The 24,094-nt window shown below is 61.2% G+C and carries 28 protein-coding genes; 12 read left to right on the top strand and 16 right to left on the bottom strand.

Annotation, left to right across the window (positions count from 1 at the left end):
* Positions 1-178 precede the first annotated feature (178 nt).
* The 5 genes from DK871_RS25530 to DK871_RS25510 form a co-directional block, all read right to left on the bottom strand.
* Entirely contained in the window at positions 179-877 is a 699-nt protein-coding gene (locus tag DK871_RS25530) for an OmpW family protein (protein ID WP_014720136.1), read from the bottom strand.
* Positions 878-971: 94 nt separating this feature from the next.
* Positions 972-1,493, bottom strand: coding sequence for a DUF3299 domain-containing protein (locus tag DK871_RS25525; protein WP_161907093.1), 522 nt, complete (start codon positions 1,491-1,493; stop codon positions 972-974).
* 11 nt (positions 1,494-1,504) lie between these two features.
* Entirely contained in the window at positions 1,505-2,770 is a 1,266-nt protein-coding gene (locus tag DK871_RS25520) for an ABC transporter permease (RefSeq protein WP_056785259.1), read from the bottom strand.
* Between the two features lies 1 nt (position 2,771).
* The gene (locus DK871_RS25515; RefSeq protein WP_161907092.1) at positions 2,772-3,482 is read right to left on the bottom strand and encodes an ABC transporter ATP-binding protein; all 711 of its coding nucleotides are present in this window, start codon (positions 3,480-3,482) and stop codon (positions 2,772-2,774) included.
* 147 nt (positions 3,483-3,629) lie between these two features.
* The gene (locus DK871_RS25510; RefSeq protein WP_161907091.1) at positions 3,630-4,235 is read right to left on the bottom strand and encodes a DUF2796 domain-containing protein; all 606 of its coding nucleotides are present in this window, start codon (positions 4,233-4,235) and stop codon (positions 3,630-3,632) included.
* A 130-nt stretch (positions 4,236-4,365) separates the two neighbouring features.
* Here DK871_RS25510 and DK871_RS25505 point away from each other — a divergent pair, with 130 nt between their 5' ends.
* Positions 4,366-4,710: a hypothetical protein gene (locus DK871_RS25505; protein ID WP_161907090.1), complete on the top strand. Its 345-nt coding sequence runs from the start codon at positions 4,366-4,368 to the stop codon at positions 4,708-4,710.
* 90 nt (positions 4,711-4,800) lie between these two features.
* On the opposite strand, the gene trxA is transcribed toward DK871_RS25505, so the two are convergent.
* The 3 genes from trxA to DK871_RS25490 all read right to left on the bottom strand — a co-directional run bounded on the left by trxA (position 4,801) and on the right by DK871_RS25490 (position 7,075).
* Positions 4,801-5,673 carry a thioredoxin gene (gene trxA, locus DK871_RS25500; RefSeq protein ID WP_161907089.1) on the bottom strand — a complete coding sequence of 291 codons (873 nt, stop codon included), beginning with the start codon at positions 5,671-5,673 and terminating at the stop codon, positions 4,801-4,803.
* 293 nt (positions 5,674-5,966) lie between these two features.
* Positions 5,967-6,623 carry a methyltransferase gene (locus tag DK871_RS25495; protein ID WP_161907088.1) on the bottom strand — a complete coding sequence of 219 codons (657 nt, stop codon included), beginning with the start codon at positions 6,621-6,623 and terminating at the stop codon, positions 5,967-5,969.
* A complete protein-coding gene (locus tag DK871_RS25490) occupies positions 6,620-7,075 on the bottom strand; it encodes a YbaY family lipoprotein (protein WP_003194586.1) in 456 nt (151 codons plus the stop codon). Before DK871_RS25490 ends, DK871_RS25495 begins: the two co-directional genes overlap by 4 nt.
* Positions 7,076-7,215: 140 nt before the next feature.
* On the opposite strand from DK871_RS25490, the gene nrdR reads away from it, so the two are divergent.
* The 11 genes from nrdR to DK871_RS25435 all read left to right on the top strand — a co-directional run bounded on the left by nrdR (position 7,216) and on the right by DK871_RS25435 (position 15,480).
* Positions 7,216-7,680, top strand: coding sequence for a transcriptional regulator NrdR (nrdR, locus tag DK871_RS25485; protein WP_019818855.1), 465 nt, complete (start codon positions 7,216-7,218; stop codon positions 7,678-7,680).
* The gene (gene ribD / locus DK871_RS25480; protein WP_161907087.1) at positions 7,677-8,804 is read left to right on the top strand and encodes a bifunctional diaminohydroxyphosphoribosylaminopyrimidine deaminase/5-amino-6-(5-phosphoribosylamino)uracil reductase RibD; all 1,128 of its coding nucleotides are present in this window, start codon (positions 7,677-7,679) and stop codon (positions 8,802-8,804) included. The genes nrdR and ribD overlap by 4 nt, the downstream gene beginning before the upstream one ends.
* Before the next feature lie 49 nt (positions 8,805-8,853).
* A complete protein-coding gene (locus DK871_RS25475) occupies positions 8,854-9,516 on the top strand; it encodes a riboflavin synthase (RefSeq protein WP_003194580.1) in 663 nt (220 codons plus the stop codon).
* A gap of 15 nt (positions 9,517-9,531) precedes the next feature.
* Positions 9,532-10,623, top strand: coding sequence for a bifunctional 3,4-dihydroxy-2-butanone-4-phosphate synthase/GTP cyclohydrolase II (gene ribBA, locus DK871_RS25470; RefSeq protein ID WP_161907086.1), 1,092 nt, complete (start codon positions 9,532-9,534; stop codon positions 10,621-10,623).
* Between the two features lie 88 nt (positions 10,624-10,711).
* A complete protein-coding gene (ribE, locus tag DK871_RS25465) occupies positions 10,712-11,188 on the top strand; it encodes a 6,7-dimethyl-8-ribityllumazine synthase (protein ID WP_003194576.1) in 477 nt (158 codons plus the stop codon).
* Positions 11,185-11,685 carry a transcription antitermination factor NusB gene (gene nusB / locus DK871_RS25460; protein ID WP_005791846.1) on the top strand — a complete coding sequence of 167 codons (501 nt, stop codon included), beginning with the start codon at positions 11,185-11,187 and terminating at the stop codon, positions 11,683-11,685. Before ribE ends, nusB begins: the two co-directional genes overlap by 4 nt.
* An 18-nt stretch (positions 11,686-11,703) precedes the next feature.
* Complete coding sequence (gene thiL, locus DK871_RS25455) at positions 11,704-12,669, top strand: thiamine-phosphate kinase (RefSeq protein WP_161907085.1); 966 nt, start codon at positions 11,704-11,706, stop codon at positions 12,667-12,669.
* Positions 12,670-12,723: 54 nt separating this feature from the next.
* The gene (locus DK871_RS25450; RefSeq protein WP_161907084.1) at positions 12,724-13,446 is read left to right on the top strand and encodes an ABC transporter substrate-binding protein; all 723 of its coding nucleotides are present in this window, start codon (positions 12,724-12,726) and stop codon (positions 13,444-13,446) included.
* 218 nt (positions 13,447-13,664) lie between these two features.
* Positions 13,665-14,282, top strand: coding sequence for a GTP cyclohydrolase II (ribA, locus tag DK871_RS25445; protein ID WP_005791841.1), 618 nt, complete (start codon positions 13,665-13,667; stop codon positions 14,280-14,282).
* Positions 14,279-14,698, top strand: coding sequence for an MFS transporter (locus DK871_RS25440; RefSeq protein WP_161907083.1), 420 nt, complete (start codon positions 14,279-14,281; stop codon positions 14,696-14,698). The genes ribA and DK871_RS25440 overlap by 4 nt, the downstream gene beginning before the upstream one ends.
* Positions 14,695-15,480 carry a cobalamin-binding protein gene (locus DK871_RS25435; RefSeq protein ID WP_161907082.1) on the top strand — a complete coding sequence of 262 codons (786 nt, stop codon included), beginning with the start codon at positions 14,695-14,697 and terminating at the stop codon, positions 15,478-15,480. The genes DK871_RS25440 and DK871_RS25435 overlap by 4 nt, the downstream gene beginning before the upstream one ends.
* Before the next feature lie 90 nt (positions 15,481-15,570).
* On the opposite strand, the gene DK871_RS25430 is transcribed toward DK871_RS25435, so the two are convergent.
* From DK871_RS25430 to DK871_RS25395, 8 genes are all read right to left on the bottom strand, one after another.
* On the bottom strand, positions 15,571-17,445 hold the full coding sequence (locus DK871_RS25430; RefSeq protein WP_161907081.1) for a TonB-dependent receptor domain-containing protein: 1,875 nt from the start codon (positions 17,443-17,445) through the stop codon (positions 15,571-15,573).
* Between the two features lie 136 nt (positions 17,446-17,581).
* Positions 17,582-19,480, bottom strand: a complete 1,899-nt coding sequence (dxs, locus tag DK871_RS25425; RefSeq protein ID WP_161907080.1) for a 1-deoxy-D-xylulose-5-phosphate synthase — start codon at positions 19,478-19,480, stop codon at positions 17,582-17,584.
* A 110-nt stretch (positions 19,481-19,590) separates the two neighbouring features.
* Complete coding sequence (gene ispA / locus DK871_RS25420; protein ID WP_161907079.1) at positions 19,591-20,478, bottom strand: (2E,6E)-farnesyl diphosphate synthase; 888 nt, start codon at positions 20,476-20,478, stop codon at positions 19,591-19,593.
* The gene (locus tag DK871_RS25415; RefSeq protein ID WP_003194556.1) at positions 20,475-20,717 is read right to left on the bottom strand and encodes an exodeoxyribonuclease VII small subunit; all 243 of its coding nucleotides are present in this window, start codon (positions 20,715-20,717) and stop codon (positions 20,475-20,477) included. The genes ispA and DK871_RS25415 overlap by 4 nt, the downstream gene beginning before the upstream one ends.
* Before the next feature lie 73 nt (positions 20,718-20,790).
* Positions 20,791-21,933 carry a Fic family protein gene (locus DK871_RS25410; RefSeq protein ID WP_161907078.1) on the bottom strand — a complete coding sequence of 381 codons (1,143 nt, stop codon included), beginning with the start codon at positions 21,931-21,933 and terminating at the stop codon, positions 20,791-20,793.
* Between the two features lie 137 nt (positions 21,934-22,070).
* A complete protein-coding gene (locus tag DK871_RS25405) occupies positions 22,071-22,445 on the bottom strand; it encodes a hypothetical protein (RefSeq protein ID WP_161907077.1) in 375 nt (124 codons plus the stop codon).
* Between the two features lie 9 nt (positions 22,446-22,454).
* Positions 22,455-22,787, bottom strand: a complete 333-nt coding sequence (locus tag DK871_RS25400; RefSeq protein WP_161907076.1) for a hypothetical protein — start codon at positions 22,785-22,787, stop codon at positions 22,455-22,457.
* Positions 22,784-24,094: RHS repeat domain-containing protein (locus DK871_RS25395; protein WP_178116085.1), on the bottom strand; the 1,311-nt coding region annotated here is incomplete at its 5' end. The genes DK871_RS25400 and DK871_RS25395, both read right to left, overlap by 4 nt.

Below are 24,094 nucleotides of genomic sequence, written 5' to 3'. Positions count from 1 at the left end.
GCGGCGTGATTTTTAAGAGCAAAAACAATGAGTTATTTTTTGTTTGATAAGAGCTGGCTTGCCTGCGATAGCATCACCTGGGTATCACTGATACACCGAGGTGTCTGCATCGCGGGCAAGCCCGGCTCCCACATAAGCCCCCTCCCACTTGGGTTATGCGGTGTGGCTTAAACCGGACTTAAAACTTGTAACCGATACCCACCATGTAAACCATCGGGTCTACATCCACATTGACCTTGGCACGAGTGCCCTGGCCCAGCGCGTTGTTATCCACAGTCGCCTTGGTGCTGATGTCGATGTAGCGCGCCTGGGCGTTGATCATCCACTTGTCGTTGATCATGTAGTCGGCGCCGATCTGTGCAGCCCAGCCCCAGGAGTTCTCGGCCTTGAAGTTGCTGAAACCAGCCTGTTCGGCACGGCTGCCGACGTGCTCGTCATAGATCCAGGTGTAGTTGATACCGGCGCCCACATACGGCTGGAACGCAGACTTGTGGTCCAGCGGGTAGTACACGACGCTCAAGGTCGGCGGCAGGTGTTTCAGGGTGCCGAGCTTGCCGTTGGCGGCGCCGAGGGCGGTGTTCTTGATCTTCACGTCATGCTCGAACGGCGTAGCCGCGAGCAATTCGATGCCGACGTGGTCGGTGATCATGTAGGCGAAGTTCAAGCCCAATTGGGTGTCGCTGCTCATGGTCGCCTTGCCGCCCAGGTTGGTACCGGCCAATGGGCCCTGGTCAACCTTGACGCTGCTGCTGTCGGCCTTCGGGTTCACGGTAATTGCACCGGCGCGAACCAGAATATCGCCCGCCTGGTGGGCGTGTGCGACGGGGGCGACGAGGGCGAGCGCGAAGAGGGACGCGCCGAGCAGAGACTTGTTCATGGGAGCTCCAAAGGACGTTTAAAAGTTGTACGTCCAATGGTAAAGATCGTTCCGTTCGGTCTTTTGACTCAGCTCAATGAAAGGGTGATCAGCGTTATTCCTGCAGCTCGTACATGTAAATTTTCTCGGCATCCATCTGGTAACCAGCGTCCGCTAACTCGCTGGACGATGGCTTGACCTGCATCGCGCCCTCGATCCAGTACGGTTGATACAGCTCATCGAGCTTCACCCCCACCTCGCTTTTTACATGCACGATCTGGTTCGACGGCGGTGGCGGCACATGGATGCAGGCGCCGAAATACGGCACCAGCAGAAACTCCGTGGTGCGGCCTTCTTCGCTGACTTCCAACGGCACGATATACCCCGGCAGGCGAATATGCTGGCCATCCAGGCTCTGCACCACCGGCGCGTTGGGCATGTCCTGCCTGGCGGCGGGCGCGGCTTCGACGGACAAGGCATCGGCCATGTTCGACAGGTCGTGCAGCGGCTTCATATTGGGCACTTCAGGTGGTGCATCCGGCGGGATCATCTCCTGCCAGGACAAATCCTTGGGCTGTTCATCCGCCCAGGCAGGCACGGCCATCAACAACAACAGGGCAAACAGGGCACGACGCATCGAAGCCTTCCTCATAAACGGATGGACAGGCCATCGGCCAAAGATTGGCGGTAGGCGCGCCACGCGGGCACGCTGCCCATCAACAGGGCGGCCGCCAGGATACCGGCGAGCAACGTCCATTCATATTCGCTCGGCCACGACATCGGCAGGTCCAGGCCGTAATTGGCCTGCAAATAACCCCGTGATGCGGCTATGCACAGGTACAGCAACCCTAGGCCCGCCACCACGCCAGACAAGGCCAGGGCAAAGGCTTCGAAGATCAGCAGCGTTGCGATGTGCCAAGGCCGCGCACCCACCGACCGCAGGATCGCCATCTCGCGGCGGCGCTCGTTAAGGCTGGTGAGGATCGCCGTGAGCATGCCGATCAAACCGGTCAGCACCACGAACAGCGAGATCACGAACAAGGCTTTTTCGGCAGTGCCCATCATGCTCCACAGTTCTTGCAGCGCGACGCCTGGCAGGATCGCCAGCATGGGCTCGCCACGGAATTCATTGATCTGGCGTTGCAAGGCAAAGGTGGAAATCTTGTTGTTCAGGCCGAGCATGAACGCGGTAATGGCTTGCGGCGTGAGGTCCATATTGCGCGCCTGGTCGGCACTGATGCGGCCTTTGCCCTGGGCCGGCACGCCGTTGTGCCAGTCGATATGGATCGCTTCCATGCCGCCGAGGCTGATATGCAACGTGCGGTCCACCGGCGTGCCGGTGCGCTTGAGAATGCCCACCACCGTAAACGGCTTGTCGTCGTGCTTGACCAGGCTGACCACTGCCACGCCGTGGGCCAGCACCAGCTTGTCGCCGAGTTTGTAATGCAGGGCGTCAGCCACTTCGGCGCCGAGCACCACCTCGAACGGGTCGGTGGCGAAGGCACGGCCGCTGGCCAGCTCGAGGTTTTGCTTGCGCCCGTACTGGTAGTGCTCGAAGTAGGATTCGTTGGTGCCCATCACCCGGTAGCCGCGGTGGGAGTCGCCAAGGGAAATCGGGATCGCCCATTTCACTTGAGGGCTGGCGGCGAAGTGCTCGTAGCTGTCCCAACGGATGTTGTTGGTGGCGTTGCCAATGCGGAACACCGAATACAGCAGCAGGTTGACCGAGCCGGAACGGGCGCCGACGATCAGGTCGGTGCCGCTGATGGTGCTGGCGAAACTGTTGCGCGCCTCGACGCGCACACGCTCCACCGCGAGCAGCAAACAAACGGAAAGCGCGATGGCAAACGCGGTGAGGATCGCGGTAAAGCGGCGGTTAGCCAGGCTGGCCATGGCTAGACGGAACAGATACATCTCAAACCTCTGCGGGCATGGCGGCGCGATTGAGTTCGGCCAGCGACAGGTTGCGGTCGAACAGCGACGCCAGGCTCTGGTCATGGCTGACAAACAACAGGCTGGCACCCGCTTCGCGGCATTCAGCGAACAGCAACTGCAGGAAGGCTTCGCGGGCGTCGTAGTCCAGGGCCGAGGTGGGCTCGTCGGCGATCACCAGTTCTGGCTGGCCGATCAGCGCGCGGGCAGCGGCCACTCGTTGTTGCTGGCCGATGGACAGCGAATCGGCACGGCGTTCCAGCAGGCTCTGGTCCTTCAAACCCAGGTGTGCGAGCAAGGTCGCAGCGGCCTGGTCGACACTGCCGTGGCGCTGCTTGGCCCGTTGCGCGCGTAGCTTGGAAAAGTGGCAAGGCAGCTCGACGTTTTCACGCACCGATAGAAACGGCAGCAGGTTGAACTGCTGGAAGATATAGCCCGTGTGATCCACACGGAAACGGTCACGGGCGCCGGCCGAGAGTTCGGTCAACTCCTGGCCGAGCAGGCGGATGCTGCCCTGGCTGGGCTTCTGCACACCGCCCAACAGCCCCAGCAAAGTGGTCTTGCCACTGCCGCTCGGGCCCTTGAGGAACAAGGTTTCCCCGGGTTCCAGGCGGAACGCGGGAATGTCCAGCAACTGCGGGTGACCGGGCCAGTTGAAGCCCAGGTTAGACAGTTCGATTAACGCTTGAGTCATGGGAAGTCAGTGTCGCCCGGTAGTCGTAAATGGCGCCGATCCACTGTGGGAGCTGGCTTGCCTGCGATGGCATCGCTGCAGTGTGCCTGCTGCACCGCGTCGCCTGTATCGCAGGCAAGCTAGCTCCCACATGGACCTTGTTTCAAATCAGAATTTCAGCGTGGCTGCGGTTGCCGTCGCGTCAACACCTTGCTGACCGCTTGGGCCGATCAGTTGTACCTGAATTTTCTGGGTGGCGGGGAAGGTCTTGAATACCTGGCTCAAGTCCAGGTTGCCCAGGGCTGCTGGCGTGGCGCAGGTGAACTGGTAATGGGCGTGGATTTCACTGTGGTCGTGATCATGCTCGTGGGCGGCGGCGCCTTTACCGTCGGTGGCGTGGTCATCGTCGTCCTGCTCGGCTTCTGGTTTGTCACCGAACAACGGGCTGTTGAGCTCCTGGCTGCTGACCACGCAACCTGCGGCCTTGGGCAGGTTGAACAGGGCCGATGGATTTTCCAGTTGTTTGCGCACGGCGGCGACCTTGGCTTTGTCGGCGGCGCTGGTTGCCACATGCTCGAAACCCACCAGGTTCATGGCTGGGCTGTCCAGTTCCAGCTCCAGGGCCTGGCCGTCCAGCACGGCATTCAGGCGCCCGACGCCATGTTCATGGGCGCCGAGGCTGCCGTGCTCGTGGTCATGGTCATGGTCTTCATGAGCATGAGCGACAGCCAGTGGCAGCAGGGCAAACGGCAAAGCGAGCAGCAAACGGCGCATGAGATGGCTCCAGGATGAAAGTTTTGTTATGTGATCTTATAACAATTGAGCCGAGAGTTTGACCGCCCGCTTGGTGTTGCGCAAGCTGCGTGGGAGCATGCCCGTCAGAAAAAATGCAGGAGTAAGGACGATGTTGCGAATTCGTGGAACCATCGGCGACCTGCCGGTGGACTTGACCTTGGAGCTGGACGACGGCGATTGGGCGCGATTGGGCGCCCAACTGCAGGCCGCCCCAACGCCCAGCGCGCCCGCTGCGGCACCGGTTAAACAGAACGAAGACCTGTGGCAGAACGCCCAGGATTTACTGCGCAAGGCCGGGCAACTCAATGGCCTGGAATTGCTCGACCAACTCGAGGGCTTGGCCGGCGATGCCGGGGCGGGCAAGCGCCTGCTGGTGCGCCTGCGCCACAGCGCGAACGTGAAGGTAGCCAGCGGCGGCGACACACCGCTCTACACCTGGGTCGGCCCTTTGTAGGAGCGAGCTCGCTCGCGAAAAACGACAACGATAACGCGGGCATCCTGAATGAACGTGGAGCCTATGGGTTTTTTCGCGAGCAAGATTGGGTTAGTACAACGCGGCAAACAACTTGCGGCGGTACACCGTGACCAGCGGGTGATCATTGCCCAGTAATTCGAACACCTGCAGCAAGGTCTTGTGGGGCAAGCCTTCGCTGTAGCTGCGGTTGCGGATAAACAACTTGAGCAACCCTTCCAGCGCCGCGTCGTATTGCTGGCGCGCCAGTTGCTGGATCGCCAACTGATAGGCCGCTTCGTCATCCTGCGGGTTTTGCGCCAGGCGGCTTTTCAGCTCGGCGGCGTCCGGCAAGTCCGCAGCCTGGCGCAGGAAGGTGATTTGCGCCTTGGCCCCGGCCAGCGCGGCCTTGTGGTCGTCGCTCTTGACCGCGTCGAGCACGGCCTGGGCTTCACCCAACTCACCGCGTTCGGCCAGGCAGCGTGCATACAGGATCAGGGCGGCGGCGTTGGTGTTGTCCTCGCCCAACAACTGCACCAGCAGCGCTTCGGCCTCGCTGATGCGCCCTTCGCTGAACAGCGCCTGAGCCTGCTCCAGCGGGTCTGCCGCAGCCGGTGGCGGCATTTGCACATGGGGCTCCAGCATTGCCCGTACTGCCGACTCCGGCTGTGCCCCGGCAAAGCCGTCCACCGGTTGGCCATCCTTGAACAGCACCACCGTCGGCAGGCTTTGAATGCCAAAACGCGCCACAATGTCTTGTTCGGCTTCGCAGTCGACTTTGGCCAGCAGCAACTCGCCCTGATAACTCTCGGCAATCTTCGCCAGCATCGGCATCAGCGCTTTGCAGGGAGCGCACCACTCGGCCCAGAAATCGACCAGTACGGGCTTCTCGAAGGAGTTCTGGATAACGGCCTGATCGAAGTTGGCGGTGGTGACGTCGAAGATGTACGGCGTGGGCTCACTCATGGGGGCGTCTCGAATAAAGCGGGAATGGGGGCAACTATAAGGGCTGGCGAGGTTGGCTGAAAGCATCGTGGTAGCTCGCACCTTGAAATGCATCCCCCTGTGGGAGCGGGCTTGCCCTAATGCCAGTCAGTTAAGCGCAGATCCCCTTCTGTAGGAGCGAGCTTGCTCGCGAAAAACGTCAACGATAAAGCGTGCTTCCTGAGTAAACGCAGCGCCTGTGAGTTTTTCGCGAGCAAGCTCGCTCCTACAAAAAAGCCTTGACTGACTGGCATAAGGGCTTGCCCGCGATGGCCTCAAGTGCGCCGCGAATGGTACAGGCTCACCTTACGAAACTCCCAAGGCTCAGCCAGATCCGGCAGGGTCAAGGCCTCGAGGATCTCCAGCCGCTGGTAATCAGGATGCTGGAAATCCCGTACCCGCGAATCCGCCACCAGCGCTTCGCGGCCGCGGGTGAGGAACTGATCCAGCAACGGCAAGTTGGCGCGGTCGTAGAGCACGTCGGCCACCAGGATCAGGTCGAAGCGGTCGGCTTCGGCAAAAAAGTCTGCCGAATAACTCAGCGCCACCTGGTTGAGTTCGGCATTCGCGCGGCAAGCGGCCAAAGCCAGTGGGTCCAGGTCGCAGGCCACCACCTCCAGGGCGCCAGCCTTGACGGCGGCGATCCCGGCCACACCCGAACCTGCGCCGAAATCCAGCACGCGTTTGCCGGCGACCCACTCGGGATGCGCTGCCAGGTAACGCGCCAATGCCAGGCCGCTGGCCCAGCAAAAACTCCAGTAGGGCGGCTCATGCAGGATGCGCCAGGTTTCTTCCTGGCTGAAGGCGCGGTCCATGTTGTCGGCGTCCAGCAGCCACAACGACAACGCGGTGCCCGGCAATGGGCAGGGCACCAATTGCGCATCGCCAATCAACGCGCTCAAGGCGTGTTGCAGGCCCAGCGGTGGCGTCATGGCGCCTTGACGAGTTGCAGGGGGCCGGTGCTCTGGGTGATCGCCTGGGTGACGCGCACGGCAGGGAGATGCAGGATCAATTGGCCGGACTGGCTGGCGCGACCGCGCAATTCCACGCGCGCTCCCGCCGGAAAAGCTTCAGGGTTGAAACGCAGGCGGAAGGCCAGGGGCTTGCCGTTGCCGCTCAGTACGCTGCTGGCGAGCAGTTGCTGCGGGCGCGAACGGTCGTCGATCACCAAGAGCGCCATCTCGACTTCGGCACCGGCCGGCACGTTGGTCAGGCTGCCGCTGATTTCGCGCTGATAGGCGGGCAGGGGGCCGAGGTCTTCAATGCCCGGGACTTTTTTCTCTTGCGCCGGTGTCGGTTGAGGCGCGGCCGGCTTGGGGGCTTCGCTGCTGCAGGCGACCAGGAAACTGAACAGGCTGAGTAGAACAAGTGGTCGTAACTGCATGTACGGCTCCAGAAAGGACAAAATCCGTGGCTTAAAAAATATGAAACATATAAGCCTGCCTATATACCGTAAAGGCTATGGCTTGTCTTGCCACAGGGATGCGCTACCATGGCCCTCCCATTTTTTGTTGCCTGCCAACCATGCACTGTCCCTTCTGCGGTGCCAACGACACCAAGGTCATCGACTCGCGTCTGGTCGCCGAGGGCGACCAAGTGCGTCGCCGGCGCGAATGCCTGGCCTGTGGTGAACGTTTCACCACCTTCGAAACCGCCGAACTGGTGTTGCCGCGTCTGATCAAGTCCGACGGCAGCCGCCAGCCTTTCGACGAAGAAAAACTGCGCGCCGGTATGCAGCGCGCCCTGGAAAAACGCCCGGTGAGTGTCGAGCGCCTGGAAGCGGCGCTGGTGCACATCAAGCACAAGCTGCGGGCGACCGGCGAGCGCGAGGTCAAGAGCCTGGTGGTCGGTGAACTGGTGATGGGCGAGTTGCAAAAGCTCGACGAAGTCGCCTATATCCGTTTTGCCTCGGTGTATCGACGCTTCCAGGACCTCAATGAGTTCCGCGAAGAGATCGACCGCCTGGCCCGTGAGCCCTCCAAACAATGACCTCTGAACAGGCTGTGCTCGACGCCCACTACATGGCCCGCGCCCTCGAATTGGCGCGCAAGGGCCTGTACACCACCCACCCCAACCCCCGTGTTGGCTGCGTGATCGTGCGTGACGGGCAGATTGTCGGCGAAGGCTGGCATGAGCGTACCGGCGAGCCCCATGCCGAGCCCAACGCCCTGCGCGCCGCTGGCGACAAGGCCCGTGGCGCGACGGTGTACGTGACCCTTGAGCCGTGCAGCCATCATGGCCGTACGCCGCCCTGCGCCGATGCGCTGGTGACCGCCGGCGTAGCGCGGGTTGTCGCAGGCATGCAGGACCCGAACCCGGAAGTGGCCGGGCGTGGCATGCAGCGCCTGGCCCAGGCCGGTATCGAGGTGCGCAGCGGTGTGCTGGAAACCGAGGCGCGGGCGCTTAACCCCGGCTTCCTCAAGCGCATGGAGCACGGCCTGCCGTTCGTGCGGGTCAAGCTGGCGATGAGCCTGGACGGTCGCACGGCGATGGCCAGCGGCGAAAGCCAATGGATCACCGGCCCCGCTGCCCGTGCTGCGGTGCAACGCCTGCGTGCCGAAGCCAGTGTGGTGCTGACCGGTGCCGACACGGTACTGGCCGACGGTGCCCGCTTGACCGTACGCGCCGCCGAACTGGGCCTGGACGCAGCAACCACCGCCCTGGCCATGTCGCGCCCGCCGCTGCGCGTGCTGATCGATGGCCGCCTGCGGGTGCCGCTCAACGCACCGTTCTTCAAGGCCGGCCCGGCATTGGTCATCACCTGCGTCACTGCGCAGAACCAGTTCCCCCGTGGCCCTGAGTGCCTTGTGGTTCCAGGTGTGGAGGGCCACGTTGACCTGCGCTCGGCATTGGTCGCCCTGGCTGCCCGTGGCGTCAACGATGTGTTGGTGGAAGCCGGCCCAAGCCTGGCCGGTGCGTTTGCCCAACAGGGCCTGGTGGATGAGTACGTGATATTCATCGCCGGCAAGTTCTTAGGCTCCGCTGCTCGCCCGTTGCTGGACTGGCCGCTTGAGAAGTTGGCCGATGCTCCCCAACTCAAGATCACCGACATGCGCGCTGTGGGCGACGACTGGCGAGTCACTGCCATCCCTGTGCCAGCAGCGAGCGTATAATTCCCGGCCTGCGCTTAAGCGGCAGCCCTCTCGTTTTCAGGAGAACGAAATGTTCACCGGCATTATCGAATCCATCGGCAGCATCCGTGCAATGACCCCCAAAGGCGGCGATGTCCGCCTGCTGGTTGAAACCGGCAAGCTGGACCTCGGCGACGTCAAGCTGGGCGACAGCATCGCCGTCAGCGGCGTGTGCCTGACCGTCATCGAGCTGCCAGGCAATGGCTTTGCCGCCGATGTCAGCCGGGAAACCCTGGACTGCACCGCGATGAACGACCTTGCGGCCGGCAGCCCGGTCAACCTGGAAAAAGCCCTGACGCCCACCACCCGCCTGGGCGGTCACCTGGTCAGCGGCCACGTCGACGGCGTCGGCGAAGTGGTAGCCCGCAGCGAGAACGCCCGCGCCGTGGAATTCCGTATCCGCGCGCCCAAAGAGCTGGCCAAGTACATCGCCCACAAAGGCTCGATCACCGTCGATGGCACCAGCCTGACCGTGAACGCCGTGAATGGCGCCGAATTCGAACTGACCATCATTCCCCACACCCTCAGCGAAACCATCATGGCCTCGTACCAGCCGGGCCGCCGGGTGAACCTGGAAGTGGACTTGCTTGCCCGTTACCTGGAGCGCCTGTTGCTGGGCGAAAAGGCCGCAGAGCCTGCAACCGGTAACATCACCGAAAGTTTTCTGGCCGCTAACGGCTACCTGAAATCCTGACCAAGGGGGTGCCGCGTGGCGCTCAATAGCATCGAAGAACTGGTTGAAGACATCCGCCAAGGCAAGATGGTCATCCTCATGGATGACGAAGATCGCGAGAACGAAGGCGATATCATCATGGCCGCCGAGGCGTGCAAGCCCGAGCACATCAACTTCATGGCCAAGCACGCCCGTGGGCTGATCTGCATGCCCATGAGCCGCGAACGCTGCGAATTGCTCAAGCTGCCCTTGATGGCGCCGCGCAATGGCTCGGGTTTCGGCACCAAGTTCACCGTATCGATTGAAGCCACCACGGGCGTCACCACCGGCATTTCCGCTGCTGACCGCGCCCGCACCGTGCAAGCCGCCGCTGCGAAGGACGCCAAGGCTGAAGATATCGTCAGCCCGGGCCACATTTTCCCGCTGATGGCCCAACCGGGCGGTACCCTGGCCCGCGCCGGCCACACCGAAGCCGCGTGCGATTTGGCGCGTATGGCCGGTTTCGAGCCAAGCGGGGTGATCTGCGAAGTGATGAACGATGATGGCACTATGGCCCGTCGTACTGAACTCGAGGCCTTTGCCACCGAGCACAACCTCAAGATCGGCACCATCGCCGACCTGATTCACTACCGCATGATCCATGAACGTACCGTTCAGCGGATTGCCGAGCAGCCACTGGACAGCGAACTGGGCCAATTCAATTTGGTGACCTACCGTGATTCAGTGGAAGGCGACGTGCACATGGCCCTGACGCTGGGCAATATTTGCGCCGAAGAGCCGACCCTGGTGCGCGTGCACAACATGGACCCCCTGCGTGACCTGTTGATGGTCAAGCAGCCGGGCCGCTGGAGCCTGCGCGCCGCCATGGCCGCGGTTTCCGAGGCTGGCAGCGGTGTGGTGCTGTTGCTCGGCCACCCGCTGGACGGCGACGTATTGCTGGCACATATCCGCGAAACCGCTGATGCCGTGCCGGTGAAAAAACCGACCACCTACAGCATCGTCGGTGCCGGTTCGCAGATCCTGCGTGACCTCGGTGTGCGCAAAATGCGCCTGATGAGCGCACCGATGAAATTTAATGCGATATCCGGATTCGACCTGGAAGTTGTAGAATACGTGCCCTCCGAATAAAGGCCGGCGATTCTTGCCCCTTGTTCGCGGTTAAATCATCACTGAGGGACGCACTTTTCGCGTCCCGGCTCTTTAAGAGATTTGTCGAATGACCCTGAAGACCATCGAAGGTACCTTCATCGCCCCCAAAGGCCGCTATGCCCTGGTGGTTGGCCGCTTCAACAGCTTCGTGGTTGAAAGCCTGGTAAGCGGTGCGGTTGACGCCCTGGTTCGCCACGGTGTGAGCGAGAGCGATATCACCCTTATCCGCGCGCCTGGCGCCTTCGAAATTCCACTGGTTGCGCAAAAAGTTGCTCAGCAGGGTGAATACGCGGCGATCATCGCCCTGGGCGCGGTGATTCGTGGCGGCACCCCGCACTTCGAATACGTGGCTGGCGAATGCACCAAGGGCCTGGCCCAGGTGTCCATGGAGTTCGGCGTGCCAGTCGCTTTCGGCGTACTGACCGTGGACTCCATCGAGCAAGCCATCGAGCGTTCCGGCACCAAGGCCGGTAACAAAGGCGCCGAAGCTGCCTTGTCCGCCCTGGAAATGGTCAGCCTGCTGTCGCAGTTGGAGGCCAAGTGATTTCCGACGAGAGCGATCGTTTCAACCCACGCGACGAGCGTCCAGCCGACGCCGGCAAGCCTTCAAAAAGCGAAAAGCGCCGTGCGGCCCGTCAGCTTGCCACCCAGGCGCTGTACCAGCGTCATATGGCTGGCACTTCGCTGAACGAGATCGAAGCGCAATTTCGCGTCGATAACGACTTCACCTTCGCTGACCAAAGCTATTTCCACGACATCCTGCACGGTGTCCCGGCCAACATGACCGAGATCGATGCTGCGCTGTCGCCATGCCTGGACCTGACCCTCGAAGAGCTGGACCCGGTTGAGCTGGCGGTACTGCGCCTGTCCACCTGGGAACTGCTCAAGCGCGTTGACGTGCCGTACCGCGTGGTGATCAACGAAGGCATCGAGCTGGCGAAAGTCTACGGTTCGACCGACGGCCACAAATTCGTCAACGGCGTGCTCGACAAGCTGGCCCCGCGCCTGCGTGAAGCCGAAGTGAAGGAACACAAGCGCTAACCTGCGCTTGAGTCTTCAATGGGTGAGTTTGAGCTGATCCGCACCTACTTCGCCGCCGCGCCCTGTGCGCAAGGCGGCGAAGGCATTGCCCTGGGGATCGGCGACGACTGCGCCTTGCTGGCGCTTCCCGCTGGGGAGCAAGTGGCAGTCTCTACCGATACGCTGGTAGCAGGGGTGCATTTTGCCGACCCCTGTGACCCGTTCCTGCTCGGCCAGCGCTCGCTGGCCGTGGCGGTGAGCGACCTGGCCGCCATGGGCGCCCACCCCCTCGCCTTTACCCTTGCCCTGACCACGCCGAGCGTCGAAGCCGATTGGTTGCAACGCTATGCCCAAGGCTTGAACGCCACGGCGCAAAGCTGCGGCGTAGGCTTGGTGGGCGGCGATACCACCCGTGGGCCGCTGAGCCTGACCCTGACCGTGTTCGGCCGTGTGCCGGCTGGCCAGGCCTTGACGCGCAGCGGTGCACAGCCGGGTGATTTGCTGTGTGTTGGCGGCGAACTAGGCAATGCCGCGGGTGCCTTGCCGCTGGTATTGGGGCAACGTACGGCTGACGCAGCAATCGCAGAGCCGCTGCTGGCGCATTACTGGTCGCCGCAACCGCAGCTGGCCCTGGGGCTGGCGTTGCGGGGCAAGGCGACTGCGGCCATGGATATCTCCGATGGGCTGCTGGCCGATTGCGGGCATATCGCCAAGGCGTCAGCGGTGCGCCTGGTGGTCGAGCGCCACCGGTTGCCGTTGTCTGCGGCCTTGCTGGCGTTTGTCGGTGAAGACCAGGCTCACGTGGCGGCGTTGAGCGGAGGCGACGACTACGTGCTGGCGTTCACCTTGCCCCCGTCCCAGTTGGCACCGTTGCAGGCCGCTGGCTGGCCAGTGCATGTGATCGGCCGAGTCGAAGCGGGGCAGGGCGTGGCGTTGCTCGACGGCAACGGCCAGGACATCACCCCGGCTGTGCGCGGCTACCAGCATTTTCGCCAGACGCCCTAAGCCGGCGGTCTGCGCTACCCTTTATACGATTATCCCGAGTAAGAGGCCGTGACTATGGCTGCATGCCGCTGGCTGCTGATCGTGCTGTGTACCTTCGCTTCCCTGGCCCAGGCGAGCACTCCCGTGCCCGGCAAAATCGTGCTGGCCAGTGAGGAGTGGAACGACTACACCAACAAAGATGGCAGCGGCCTGGCCTGGGACCTGTTGCGCCAAGTCTTTGAACCGGCCGGCATCACCGTGCACACCCGCAGCGTGCCCTACACCCGCTCGATTGGCCTGGCTCAGCGTGGTGAAGTGGATGGTTGTGTCGGCACCTATCGCGAGGAGGCCAGTGGTGTGCTGTACCCTCGCTGGAACTTCGACGCCGATCACGTCTACGCCCTCGGGCTGGCCACTGCACCCACGCCGACGTTGGCGACCCTGGGCAAGTACCGCCTGGCCTGGGTGCGTGGTTACAAGTACGAGGGGTACCTGCCCAACGTGCAGCGGTTCAACCAGATCGAGCGACGCAGCGGCATTCTGCCGATGCTGCAACACGGTCGCGCCGATTTCTATATCGATGCCCTTACCGAAGCCAAATACGTGCTCAGCCAGGCGCAAGACCCGGCGCTATTCAAACTCACCCATATCGTTGAACTACCGCTCTACGTAGGCTTTGCCGACACCGAGCGCGGCAGGGCATTGATGGCCGTGTATGACCAGCGCTTGGCCAGCCTGGTCAAGACCGGTGAGCTAAAAGCAATTTTCGACCGCTGGAAACAACCCTACCCCTTGTAGGAGCGAGCTTGCTCGCGAAAAAACCATAGACGCCGCGCTCACCCAGAATACCCGCGTTAACGTTGACGACCTTCGCGAGCAAGCTCGCGCCTACATAGAATCAATTCAAAGGCCAATCGAACCTATTGATCTTTATCAGCGATAATTCAGCTTAAGCGTCTGTAGGAACCTGCTGTTACAATGCCCGCCTCTGTGAAATCTGAAATCAGGAGCACACGGTGCCCGTCGTTTTCGTCGCCGCTTCCAAGCTGCCTACCCCTTTTGCCACGTTCACCATGAACGGCTTTCTTGAAGAAGCCACCGGGCGCGAGCACGTTGTGCTCAGCCTCGGCGACATCACCGATGGCGCGCCGGTGCTTGGGCGTGTGCATTCCGAGTGCCTGACCGGCGATGCGCTGTTCAGCCAGCGCTGTGACTGCGGCTCGCAACTGGAGGCCGCACTGCAGGCCATCGCCCGTGAAGGCCGTGGCGTGTTGCTGTACTTGCGTCAGGAAGGCCGGGGCATTGGCTTGTTGAACAAGATCCGCGCCTACGAGCTGCAAGACGGCGGCGCCGATACCGTGGAGGCCAACGAGCGCCTGGGCTTTGCTGCCGACCAGCGCGACTACGCCATCTGCCTGCCGATGCTCGAGCACCTGGGGGTCAAATCCCTGCGCCTGATGACCAACAACCCGCGCAAGGTCAAAGCCTTGACCGAAATGGGTATCACCGTCGCCGAGCGCGTGCCGCTGCACACCGGGCACAACCCGCACAACAAACTTTACCTGGCCACCAAAGCCAGCAAGCTCGACCACATGATGGGCAACGAGCACCAAGGCGAGGTCGACCGCGCGTGACCCGTGGCCAGGTGAAACGGCGACTGTCCTTCAACTGGTGGCAGTACCTGGCCCTGGCATTGCTGCCCTTGTTCGTGATCAACCTGCTGTTTGGCCGTGCCGAATCTTTGTTGCCCGTCTTGGCCATGCCGTTCTTCATCGCTGGCGTGGCCTCGATGTTTCTCAGCCTGCGTTATTTTCATGCTTATAAACACGCGCTGATCGCCACCTCCAAAGCCCTGGATACTGCTGACGAACCCGCGGCCTGGATCACCCTGGCGGCGCGTCGGCGCACGGCGTTGCTGGTTGCAGCGTTACCGGCCTGGATTGGCGCGCTGACGGTGTTCGTCGGCCTGGAGGCGGTGCCGCTGTTTCTGTTGGCGCTGTCGACGCTGGTGCTGTTCTACCTCTATCGCATACCGCGTCAGTTGGGATGAAGCGCTACTGGCTGGCGCTGCTGCTGGTATTCAGTGCTCAGGCGTTGGCGGTCGAGCGGGTTGTCAGCCTGACGCCGTCACTCTCAGAAATCGTGCTTGAACTGGGCGCCGACGACTTGCTGGTCGGCGTGCTTGACGGTGGCGATCGCCCGGCGGCGTTGGCGAAGGTGCCCTCGGTCGGGCACTACGGCCAGTTGGACATGGAGCGCCTGCTCAGCCTCAAGCCCGACCTGATCCTGCTGTGGCCTGGCAGCGTCGGCCCGGCCCAGCGCGAGCAGCTCCAGCGGTTGAATATCCCGGTGTACGTCGCCGAACCCCACAGCCTTGAACAACTGACCACTCAGGTGCAGGCCATTGCCGAGCAATTGGGCCGCGCTGAGGCAGGGCGCGAGCGTGCTGCACAATTGCGCCAGCGCTTGGCCGAATTACGCCAGCGCTACCAACGGGCCGAGCCGCTGCGGGTGTTCTACCAAGTGTGGAACCAGCCGCTGTACACCGTGGGCGGTGGGCAGATCATCAGCGATGCCCTCAGCGTGTGCGGGGCGCGCAATGTGTTTGATGACCTGAAGTTGCCGGCGCCGCAGGTGAATATCGAGTCGGTGCTGGCGCGAGACCCCGAGGTGATCCTGGTGGGGGATCAGGCTCAGAAGGAAGCTTGGGAGGCATGGCCAATGATGTCGCCGCGGGTGCGGTTGGTGCCGGACAAGGGCCTGGAGCGGCCGAGTGGGCAGATGCTTGAGGCGGTGGGGCGGTTGTGTCAGGTGATTGCGCCGAACCTGTGACACCGCTTTCGCAGGCAAGCCAGCTCCCACAGGGGAATGCATTTCAATTGTGGGAGCTGGCTTGCCTGCGATGACGCCGGTTCAGGCTCCTCAGATCTCAGGCGTCCACGTCACCCCGAACATCCACACCCGGCCTTCTTCACGATAATTCTGAGCTTCCCCGAGGTAGCTGTACTTCGCCCGTGCATAAGACTTGCCCAGCACGTTATCCACCTTCAGCGACAACGACACCTCCCGGTTCAACGCCCAGCTACTGCGCAGCCCCAACAAGGCATAACCGCCCAGACGGTTGCGGTTGGCTTCATCGTCGTAGCTGCTGCTGATCGCCTGCCAACTCGCGCCGAGACCGAGCTTATCAAATTGTCGGTCCAGATCCAGGTTCACCGTGCGCCGTGCGCGACGTGCCAGGGTGTGGCCGCTGTCACGGTCACGCGGGTCGATAAGCGACAGGCCCACGTTGCTCTGCCAGCCAAACAGTTCCTGCTTGAGCGCCGCTTCAAAACCATTGATCCGAGCCGACGCCACGTTTTGCGGCTTGCCGGCGTCAAGGATGATCGCGTCGCTCAGGTCGGTGCGATACAGCGAGGCTTCCAGGCGTGTGCTGTCGGTCAGTTGGCTGCGCCATTGTAGTTCGTAGCTCTTTGATGTCTCAGGCTGCAGATTGGGGTTGCTGTACTGCGTGTCGGGGTAATAGAGGTCATTGAAGGTCGGCGCGCGGAAGCCTTCGCTGTAGCTCAAAAGCAGGTCATTTTCAGCGTTGACCGGCACGGTCAGGGTGCCGCTCCAACTGTTCTGGCCGCCGAACTGCTGGTTCTGGTCACGGCGCACGCCCAACTCGGTGGAAAACCACTGGCTCTTGAAGCGGTGCTGCACAAAGGCCGCCCGGTTCCAGCGGCTGTTCTCGGTAAAGGTGGTGGAACCGTGGAAACGGTCTTCGTACCAGTCGCCACCGACGATCAGGCTGTTTTGCTCATCCAAGGTCAGGTCGTTCTGCCAATTGACCGAGTCGCGGTAGGTGTTGAATGCACTGTAATCATCGCTGAGGGTATCGCGCTTGGTGTCGCGGTTTTCACTGTGGCCCAGTTCCAGGCGCGACTGCCAGTTGTCATTGAGCTTGGCATCGATATAGCCGCTAGCGCTGCTCACGGTGTAGTCCGTGTAGGGTTTCTGGCCGACGCTCTGCCCGGTGGCGCCGTCGTAGCGGCCATAACTGTTGTCGTACTCCGACTTGCCACGATTATCCAACAGGTTGAACCCCGCCTCCAGCTCATCGCTGAACGAATGGCTGAGGTTCAGGCTGATCGACTGGTTGCGGTAGGCATCATGATCTCCATCGCTGGGGAACGACGCGTGGCTCGCGTTGATACCGGCGGTTTCATCCAGGCTCGCGCCCAGGTTGAAACGCGTGTGTTCATCGCCGCCCGACAGGCCCAGGCTGCGCTCCCAGGTCTGGTTGCTGCCAAAGCCCAGTTTCAAGCGCGGCTGCAAGCCTTGTTCGGCATTGCGCCGGGTGAACACCTGAATCACCCCGCCAATCGCATCGCTGCCGTAAATCACCGAGCGCGAACCGCGCAGCACTTCCACCCGTTCAATCTGATCGACGTTGAGGTATTGCAGGCCGCTGTCGCCGGAGGTGGTGTTGGCGATGCGTTGACCGTCCACCAGCACCAGGCTCTGCGCCGACTTGGTGCCGCGAATGAAAATTCCCGGCAAACTGCCACGCCCACCGGTGGGCGCAACCTGCACGCCCGGCACGCGGCTGAGCAGGTCGGTGACGCTGGTGGGTTGCAGGCGGTCGATGTCCGCGCGGGTGAAGACGGTGTTGGCGGCGCTGCTGTCGTTACGCGCCTGGACTTGGCGGTTGGCGCTGATGACCACGTCGGAGAGCTTCAGGGCTTGGTCGCGGGTGTCGGCGAGCAGGTCGGCGCAGGGAAGCAGTAGCAGGGCAAGGCACAGGCGTTTCATGGGCTGTCCATGGCATTTGAAGATCATGCAAACCACTGTGGGAGCTGGCTTGCCTGCGATAACGGTGTATCTGACACATTGTTAGCGAATGTGCCGCCGTCATCGCAGGCAAGCCCGCTCCCACATTTGGGGCTGATTACAGATTCAGTAGCGCCAGGCGCTCGCGAACGGCCGCCTCGATACCCGCTTCATCCAGCCCGCATTCAGCCAGCATCTGCGCCGGCTTGGCGTGTTCGACGTACACATCCGGCAAGCCCAGGTGCAGCACCGACTTGAGGATATTCTCCCGCGCCAGGAACTCGCTGACCGCCGCACCGGCGCCGCCCATGATGGCGTTTTCTTCGACGGTCACCAGCAGCTCATGGCTGGCGGCAATTTCGCGTACCAGTGCTTCGTCCAGTGGCTTGACGAACCGCATGTCGACCACGGTGGCGTCGATCTTCTCAGCGACTTTCAAGGCTTCGGCCAGTTGCACGCCGAACACCAGGAATGCAGTTTTACTGCCTTGGCGACGCACGATGCCTTTACCGATTTCAATCGGCTCCAGGTCTTTTTCGATCACGGCGTTGGGGCCTGTACCGCGTGGGTACCGCACAGCGGCCGGGCCGTTGTACAGGTGGCCGGTGCTGAGCATCTTGCGCAGTTCGTTTTCGTCGCTCGGTGTCATCACCAGCATGCCGGGGATGCAACGCAGGTACGATAGGTCGAAGCTGCCCGCATGGGTCGGGCCGTCTTCGCCCACCAGGCCGGCGCGGTCGATGGCGAACAGCACGTCGAGGTTCTGCACCGCCACATCGTGAACCAGTTGGTCATAACCGCGTTGCAGGAAGGTGGAGTAGATCGCCACTACCGGCTTGGCGCCTTCGCAGGCCATGCCGGCCGCGAAGGTCACGGCGTGTTGCTCGGCAATCGCCACGTCGAAGTAACGCAGCGGGAAACGCTCGCTGAACGCCACCAGGTCGGAGCCTTCCTTCATCGCCGGGGTAACACCCACCAGGCGCGGGTCGGCGGCGGCCATGTCGCACAGCCATTCGCCAAACACCCCGGAATACTTCGGCCCGCTGGCCTTTTTCGGCGCGGCGGCGGGGGCATCGAGGGGTTCGAGTTTGGTGATCGCGTGGTAACCAATCGGGTCGACTTCCGCCGGAGCGAAGCCTTTGCCTTTTTTGGTGACGATATGCAGGAACTGCGGGCCCTTGAGGTCGCGCATGTTGCGCAACGTGGCGATCAGGGTGGGCAGGTCGTGGCCGTCGATAGGGCCGATATAGTTCCAGCCCAGCTCTTCGAACAGCGTGCCGGGTACCAGCATGCCCTTGGCATATTCTTCGGTGCGACGCGCAATTTCCCACGCGCCAGGCAGACGCGACAGCACTTTCTTGCTGCCTTCGCGCATGCTGGCGTAGGTACGGCTGGAGAGGATCTTCGCCAGGTAATTGGACAGGCCACCGACGTTGCGCGAAATCGACATGTCGTTGTCGTTGAGGATTACCAACATGTTAGCGTCCACTTCAGGCGCATGGTTGAGCGCTTCGAAGGCCATGCCTGCAGTCAGCGCGCCATCACCAATCACCGCAATCGCCTTGCGCTCACTGCCTTGCAGGCGGGCGGCAATCGCCATGCCCAGCGCTGCGCTGATGGAGGTGCTGGAGTGGCCGACGCCAAAGGTGTCGTACTCGCTCTCGGCACGGCGCGGGAAGGCGGCCAGGCCGTCCTTCTGGCGCAGGCTGGCCATGCGCTCGCGACGGCCGGTGAGGATTTTATGCGGATACGCCTGATGGCCCACGTCCCACACCAGCCGGTCGTCCGGGGTGTCGAACACGTAATGCAAGGCGATGGTCAGCTCGATCACGCCCAGCCCGGCGCCAAAATGCCCACCGGTCTGGCCGACCGTGTAGAGCAATTCCAGGCGCAGCTCATCGGCCAGGGTTTCCAGCTCGGCTTCACCCAGTCGACGCAGGCCGTCCGGCGTGGCAGCACGGTCGAGCAGGGGCGTGGACGGGCGTTTGCGGGGAATCTCTTGAAACGTCGTGGGCATCAGGCGAATCGTTATAGGTATAGAAGAGGCGGCAGTTTACCTCAAGCCGTGCAAACTGCCCACGCAGAGCGCCGAACTTGGCCGATATGCGGCGCAAATGGCCGCGGTTGTCAGTGGCGACGTTCGACGATATACCGCGCCAGGTCACGCAGTGGCTCGGCCGCCGCGTCGAAAGGTCGCAGGGCGTCCAGGGCCTGGTCGCGCAGCTCGAAGGCATACGCCTTGGCGGCCTGCAGCCCGAGCAAAGCAGGATAAGTCGGCTTGTCCCGTGCGATATCGGCGCCTTGGCGTTTACCGAGGGTGGCGGTGTCACTTTCCACGTCGAGGATATCGTCCTGCACCTGGAAGGCCAGGCCGATAGCGCGGGAGTAGGTCTGCAGGGCCGCCAAGTGCTCGGCGTCGGCGCGGCCACTGGCCAGGGCGCCCAACTGCACGGCGGCTTCAATCAGCGCACCGGTCTTGTGACGATGCATGTGTTCCAGGGCTTTTTGATCCAGCTTGAGGCTGACCGAGCCCATGTCGATGGCTTGCCCGCCAACCATGCCGGCCGGGCCAGCGGCGTGGGCCAGGGCGGTGACCATGCGCAGGCGGATCTCGGCGCTGACACTGCTCAAGCGCGGGTCCAGCAATGCGCTGAACGCCAGGCTCTGCAAACCATCGCCCGCAAGGATCGCGTAAGCCTCGTCGAAGGCTTTGTGGGTGGTGGGCTGGCCGCGGCGCAAGTCGTCGTCGTCCATGGCTGGCAAATCGTCATGCACCAGGGAGTAAGCGTGGATCAACTCCACCGCGCACGCCGCGCCATTGGCCTCGGCCGCCGGCGCGCCCAGGGCTTCGCAGGCTGCATAGGCCAGCAACGGGCGCACGCGCTTGCCACCATTCATCACGCTGTAGCGCATGGCTGCATAGAGGCGCGTCATTTCCGGGCTTGGCGCAACAAACAGGGGTTCCAGCGCCGCATTCACCCGGGCTTGGCTACTGGCCTGATACGCGCTGATCATTCCGGCTGTTCCGCATCGAAAGGTTCTTCGGCCAACTCCCCGTCACGCTCAAGCAACACCTGGACCTTCTGCTCCGCCTGCGCCAACGCGCTCTGACAGTCGCGGGTCAGGCCAATGCCTTGCTCAAACGCCGTCAACGAGTCTTCCAGCGACAACTCGCCGTTCTCCAGACGCTCGACCAAGGCTTGCAGGTCGGCGAGGGATTGTTCGAAATCGAGTGCAACTTTTTTGCGGGCCATGGCGGCAATTCCGGTAGACGGTAAACCGGCGCGACACTAGCAGACATGGGGGATTGGGGCAAATGAGTGGGGGTTACTCGTAAGGGGTATTGACGTGATAACGCGTACCGCGGCCGCCCCCGGGGAGGCGTACCAGGCAGTTTTTCTCCAGCAGGTCTGCCAGGTGCCGCGTCGCAGTCGCCTTGGACACTTTGGCCACCGCTTGGTATTGCGCGGCGCTGATGCCCTGTTCGAAGACCCGCTCACCACCATCGAGCAGGTGATTGAGTACCTTGACTTGCTCGACGCAGAGCGAGACGCCAGTTTTTTGGTGCTGCCAGAACCGGCTTTTGGCCAACACCCGGTCTATCCGTGTCATTGCCTGTTGCAGGCTGCGCAACAGGGTTTTAAGAAACCATTCCAGCCAGTCAGTGATATCCAGCGTGGCCTTCTGACTGGACTCCAAGGCGGTGTAGTAACCGGCCCGGTCCTCCAGGATGCTGGCCGACATGGCGTAAAAGCGAATGGCGTGGTGTTCGCCCTGGGCCAAGGCCAAGTCAGTGATAGCGCGTGTCAGACGACCATTACCATCATCGAAAGGATGCAAGGTGATGAACCAGAAGTGCGCAACACCTGCGCGAACCAATGGATCCAGTTCAGGTTGATTGCGGCTGGTTTCGAACCACTCCAGGAACTCATCCACAGCGTGCTCCAGGCCCTGACGTGGCGGCGCCTCAAAATGCACGGTTGGCCGATCAAGCCTGCCCGACACCACCTGCATCGGTTCATTGCCCCTCAACGCGCCGACGCTGGCCTCGCGTGTGGCAAAGCCTGCCTCTGGCGCTGGGAACAGTAAATGGTGCCAATTCATCAGGCGCGCAAGGGTGAACGGCTGCGCAAATTGCTCGGTGGCATCCATCATCAGATCGGCCAGCCCTTCACTGCGGCGGCTGACCTGGCCGTCCTTCGTGGCTTCCAAACCCATTCGTCGCGCCAGGGAGGAGCGCACCGAACCGACGTTCAACTGCTCACCCTCGATGGCCGAAGAGGTCAAAATATTTTGCAGCAGCGTGTCCAATTCATTCTGCGCGCTGACTGCTCGGGTGACGGAACTTAGCATGCCCAGTAGCTTGCCTTGGGCCTGCCCACACTCGCGCAGCAAGGCCGCCAGCCGCCTAGGCTGCCAGTGGAAGTGAGGCCAATCGGCGTGTTGCCAGATCCAGTTCGGATGATCCATGGATGAGTGCCTGGGTGCGTGAGCCGAATAGAGGGTCTATTCGGCTCATTTTGTGAGCCGATTGTGCTGGGTATTCGGCTCATCGTCTAGGTGGCACCGAGCCACAGAATACGTTTTCATGCGGGCTCGTTTGATGATCAACGAAAGCTGACGTCGATTCTGTCGACTTTTAGTTTTATGAAGTGCTCGTTATATTCAGGGTGGTCATAGTGTATATCCTCATCGTTTAGTGAGGCGAAGCTGTGAAACTGTGTGTCGCATAGGTTTCCATAAAGCAGATAGGCGTAGCCGGGGCTTACCTTTTCAATCAATGGTGCTCTCGGTTCGACCTTCTCAATCTCGTAATCGTCAGATAGATTCATTGTCAGCTCGACGTTATAGGTCTTTCCGACTTCTATCTCATGTGGGGAATAGCTGACGAAGCAATTAATGATGACTCCCTCGATGAGCAGTATTACGTCCTCTTCTATATGGATACTGGTTGCTATAACTCGTGCTTTCTTTAGTTTCACGTCGAGCGCCTAGAAGTAGAAAAAAACACCGGTTTTTCTATCGATAGCTAACTGGGTTAAATGGATTATTTTTTCTAGTAGTTCGGGGTTTTCAGGCAAGGATTTTTTTTTTAAAATTCTTAGCATTTCGGTGAGCTCTTCGAAAGCGTTAATGTGTTCGTCCTCATAGTCATCGATGATCTTTTTTAAAGAATCATTGATCTCCTCGTATATTCCCGATTTCAAGAGTTGTTGGTGCTCTATGCTTGTGAGGAGCACACGCTCCATCTGGTCGTTTGGGCACGCATTTAGGTCTAGCAAAAACATGGCTTCGCCAGTCAAGGGCGTGCAAATCAATTTCATCGAGAATTTCCTTTTTTAAAATGTGTGACTTCATTGTATTCGCTTTGTGTTCTTCCCATTTGTTTGCCAGAAGAGGAGGTTTTGTTGTTGGGGATTGCTCCGGCTAAACTAAGGTAACGCCTGGATCCCGGCAAGGACGGATCGTGAATTCTAAAGTAATTACCATTAAGGTCCTCCACTATTTCAATCCCGCTCTGAGGGTTTTTGTATATTTTCTTTCCTTTATCTGTAGTTATTACTATCGGGTCAGGCCCAGCAAATTTAACGATATTTTCGTTCAGGTCAGCGGTCTGCCAATTGGCCGAGTACCGGGCTGCTCGCTGTGCTCCTCCTGCTTTTGGTAGCTCTGGTTGACCCTCATTAACTCGAACTGCCTGGGCTGATTCACGCGCTTCAATCTCGGGCTTACAGCCATCTTCACCGGGGCATGCATTTAGACCTAGTGGATCCACCCATCCCGTCGGATTGGGTACATACCGGTACCCATTGGTCCCACCCGCCAACTTCACCGGATCCGGCGTCAGGTAACGACCAATATCCGGATTGTAGTAGCGATGGCGGTTGTAGTGCAGCCCGCTTTCTTGATCGAAATACTGCCCCTGAAAACGCAGCGGATTGTCGATTTTGCCTACGTCGAGCCGGGCGATCTGGCCGTAGGCGCGGTAGTGGGCGGACCAGACGATTTCGCCTTCGGTGTCGGTGAGTTCTTGCGGGGTGCCGAGGTGGTCGAGTTGGTAGTGGTGGGGCGTTGTGGCTTGTGGGCCGAAGCCTTCCAGCAGTGCCAAGGGGCGGAAGCTGCCGGGCTCGTAGATGTAGCTGCGATGGCGCTCGGCGTGGTGCTCGGCAATCAGCTTGTCGCCTTGCCAGAAAAACTCTGTGGTAATGCCCTCCACGGTTTTGCTGATGCGCCGCCCAAATGGGTCATAGCGATAGCTGGCGGTCTGGCCATTAGGTTGGGTGACGCCGATGAGCCGATGCTGGCAGTCGTAGCGGTATTCGGTGATGAGTTGCTGGCCTTTGCCGCGCCGTTCGCGGATGAGGTTGCCGAAGGCGTCGTAGTCGTAATGGAGGTCGCCCTGGATCATCAGGCGGTTGGCCGCGACGATGTCGGGGCCGGGGCGGTCTTGCATCAGCAGGTTGCCCGCCGGGTTGTGGCCGAAGCGTTCCTGTACGTCCTGGGAGTGATCGGCGCGGGTCAGGCGATTTAGCGGGTCGTAGCGGTAAAGGTGCTCGCCTTTGCGGGTGTCGAGCAGGCGGGTGAGGTTGCCGGTTTTGTCGTAGTCGTATTGGCGCTGGTAAAAATGGTT

Source organism: Pseudomonas sp. L13 (assembly GCF_009935965.1).
Taxonomy (GTDB): domain Bacteria; phylum Pseudomonadota; class Gammaproteobacteria; order Pseudomonadales; family Pseudomonadaceae; genus Aquipseudomonas; species Aquipseudomonas lactis.
This window is presented reverse-complemented; position numbering and strand designations above follow the sequence as displayed.

Bases quoted from the DNA above. Each gene is read 5' to 3' on its own strand.
- DK871_RS25530 (WP_014720136.1), bottom strand. From the start codon at position 877: ATGAACAAGTCTCTGCTCGGCGCGTCCCTCTTCGCGCTCGCCCTCGTC.
- DK871_RS25525 (WP_161907093.1), bottom strand. From the start codon at position 1,493: ATGCGTCGTGCCCTGTTTGCCCTGTTGTTGTTGATGGCCGTGCCTGCC.
- DK871_RS25520 (WP_056785259.1), bottom strand. From the start codon at position 2,770: ATGTATCTGTTCCGTCTAGCCATGGCCAGCCTGGCTAACCGCCGCTTT.
- DK871_RS25515 (WP_161907092.1), bottom strand. From the start codon at position 3,482: ATGACTCAAGCGTTAATCGAACTGTCTAACCTGGGCTTCAACTGGCCC.
- DK871_RS25510 (WP_161907091.1), bottom strand. From the start codon at position 4,235: ATGCGCCGTTTGCTGCTCGCTTTGCCGTTTGCCCTGCTGCCACTGGCT.
- DK871_RS25505 (WP_161907090.1), top strand. From the start codon at position 4,366: ATGTTGCGAATTCGTGGAACCATCGGCGACCTGCCGGTGGACTTGACC.
- trxA (WP_161907089.1), bottom strand. From the start codon at position 5,673: ATGAGTGAGCCCACGCCGTACATCTTCGACGTCACCACCGCCAACTTC.
- DK871_RS25495 (WP_161907088.1), bottom strand. From the start codon at position 6,623: ATGACGCCACCGCTGGGCCTGCAACACGCCTTGAGCGCGTTGATTGGC.
- DK871_RS25490 (WP_003194586.1), bottom strand. From the start codon at position 7,075: ATGCAGTTACGACCACTTGTTCTACTCAGCCTGTTCAGTTTCCTGGTC.
- nrdR (WP_019818855.1), top strand. From the start codon at position 7,216: ATGCACTGTCCCTTCTGCGGTGCCAACGACACCAAGGTCATCGACTCG.
- ribD (WP_161907087.1), top strand. From the start codon at position 7,677: ATGACCTCTGAACAGGCTGTGCTCGACGCCCACTACATGGCCCGCGCC.
- DK871_RS25475 (WP_003194580.1), top strand. From the start codon at position 8,854: ATGTTCACCGGCATTATCGAATCCATCGGCAGCATCCGTGCAATGACC.
- ribE (WP_003194576.1), top strand. From the start codon at position 10,712: ATGACCCTGAAGACCATCGAAGGTACCTTCATCGCCCCCAAAGGCCGC.
- thiL (WP_161907085.1), top strand. From the start codon at position 11,704: ATGGGTGAGTTTGAGCTGATCCGCACCTACTTCGCCGCCGCGCCCTGT.
- DK871_RS25450 (WP_161907084.1), top strand. From the start codon at position 12,724: ATGGCTGCATGCCGCTGGCTGCTGATCGTGCTGTGTACCTTCGCTTCC.
- DK871_RS25435 (WP_161907082.1), top strand. From the start codon at position 14,695: ATGAAGCGCTACTGGCTGGCGCTGCTGCTGGTATTCAGTGCTCAGGCG.
- DK871_RS25430 (WP_161907081.1), bottom strand. From the start codon at position 17,445: ATGAAACGCCTGTGCCTTGCCCTGCTACTGCTTCCCTGCGCCGACCTG.
- dxs (WP_161907080.1), bottom strand. From the start codon at position 19,480: ATGCCCACGACGTTTCAAGAGATTCCCCGCAAACGCCCGTCCACGCCC.
- ispA (WP_161907079.1), bottom strand. From the start codon at position 20,478: ATGATCAGCGCGTATCAGGCCAGTAGCCAAGCCCGGGTGAATGCGGCG.
- DK871_RS25415 (WP_003194556.1), bottom strand. From the start codon at position 20,717: ATGGCCCGCAAAAAAGTTGCACTCGATTTCGAACAATCCCTCGCCGAC.
- DK871_RS25410 (WP_161907078.1), bottom strand. From the start codon at position 21,933: ATGGATCATCCGAACTGGATCTGGCAACACGCCGATTGGCCTCACTTC.
- DK871_RS25400 (WP_161907076.1), bottom strand. From the start codon at position 22,787: ATGAAATTGATTTGCACGCCCTTGACTGGCGAAGCCATGTTTTTGCTA.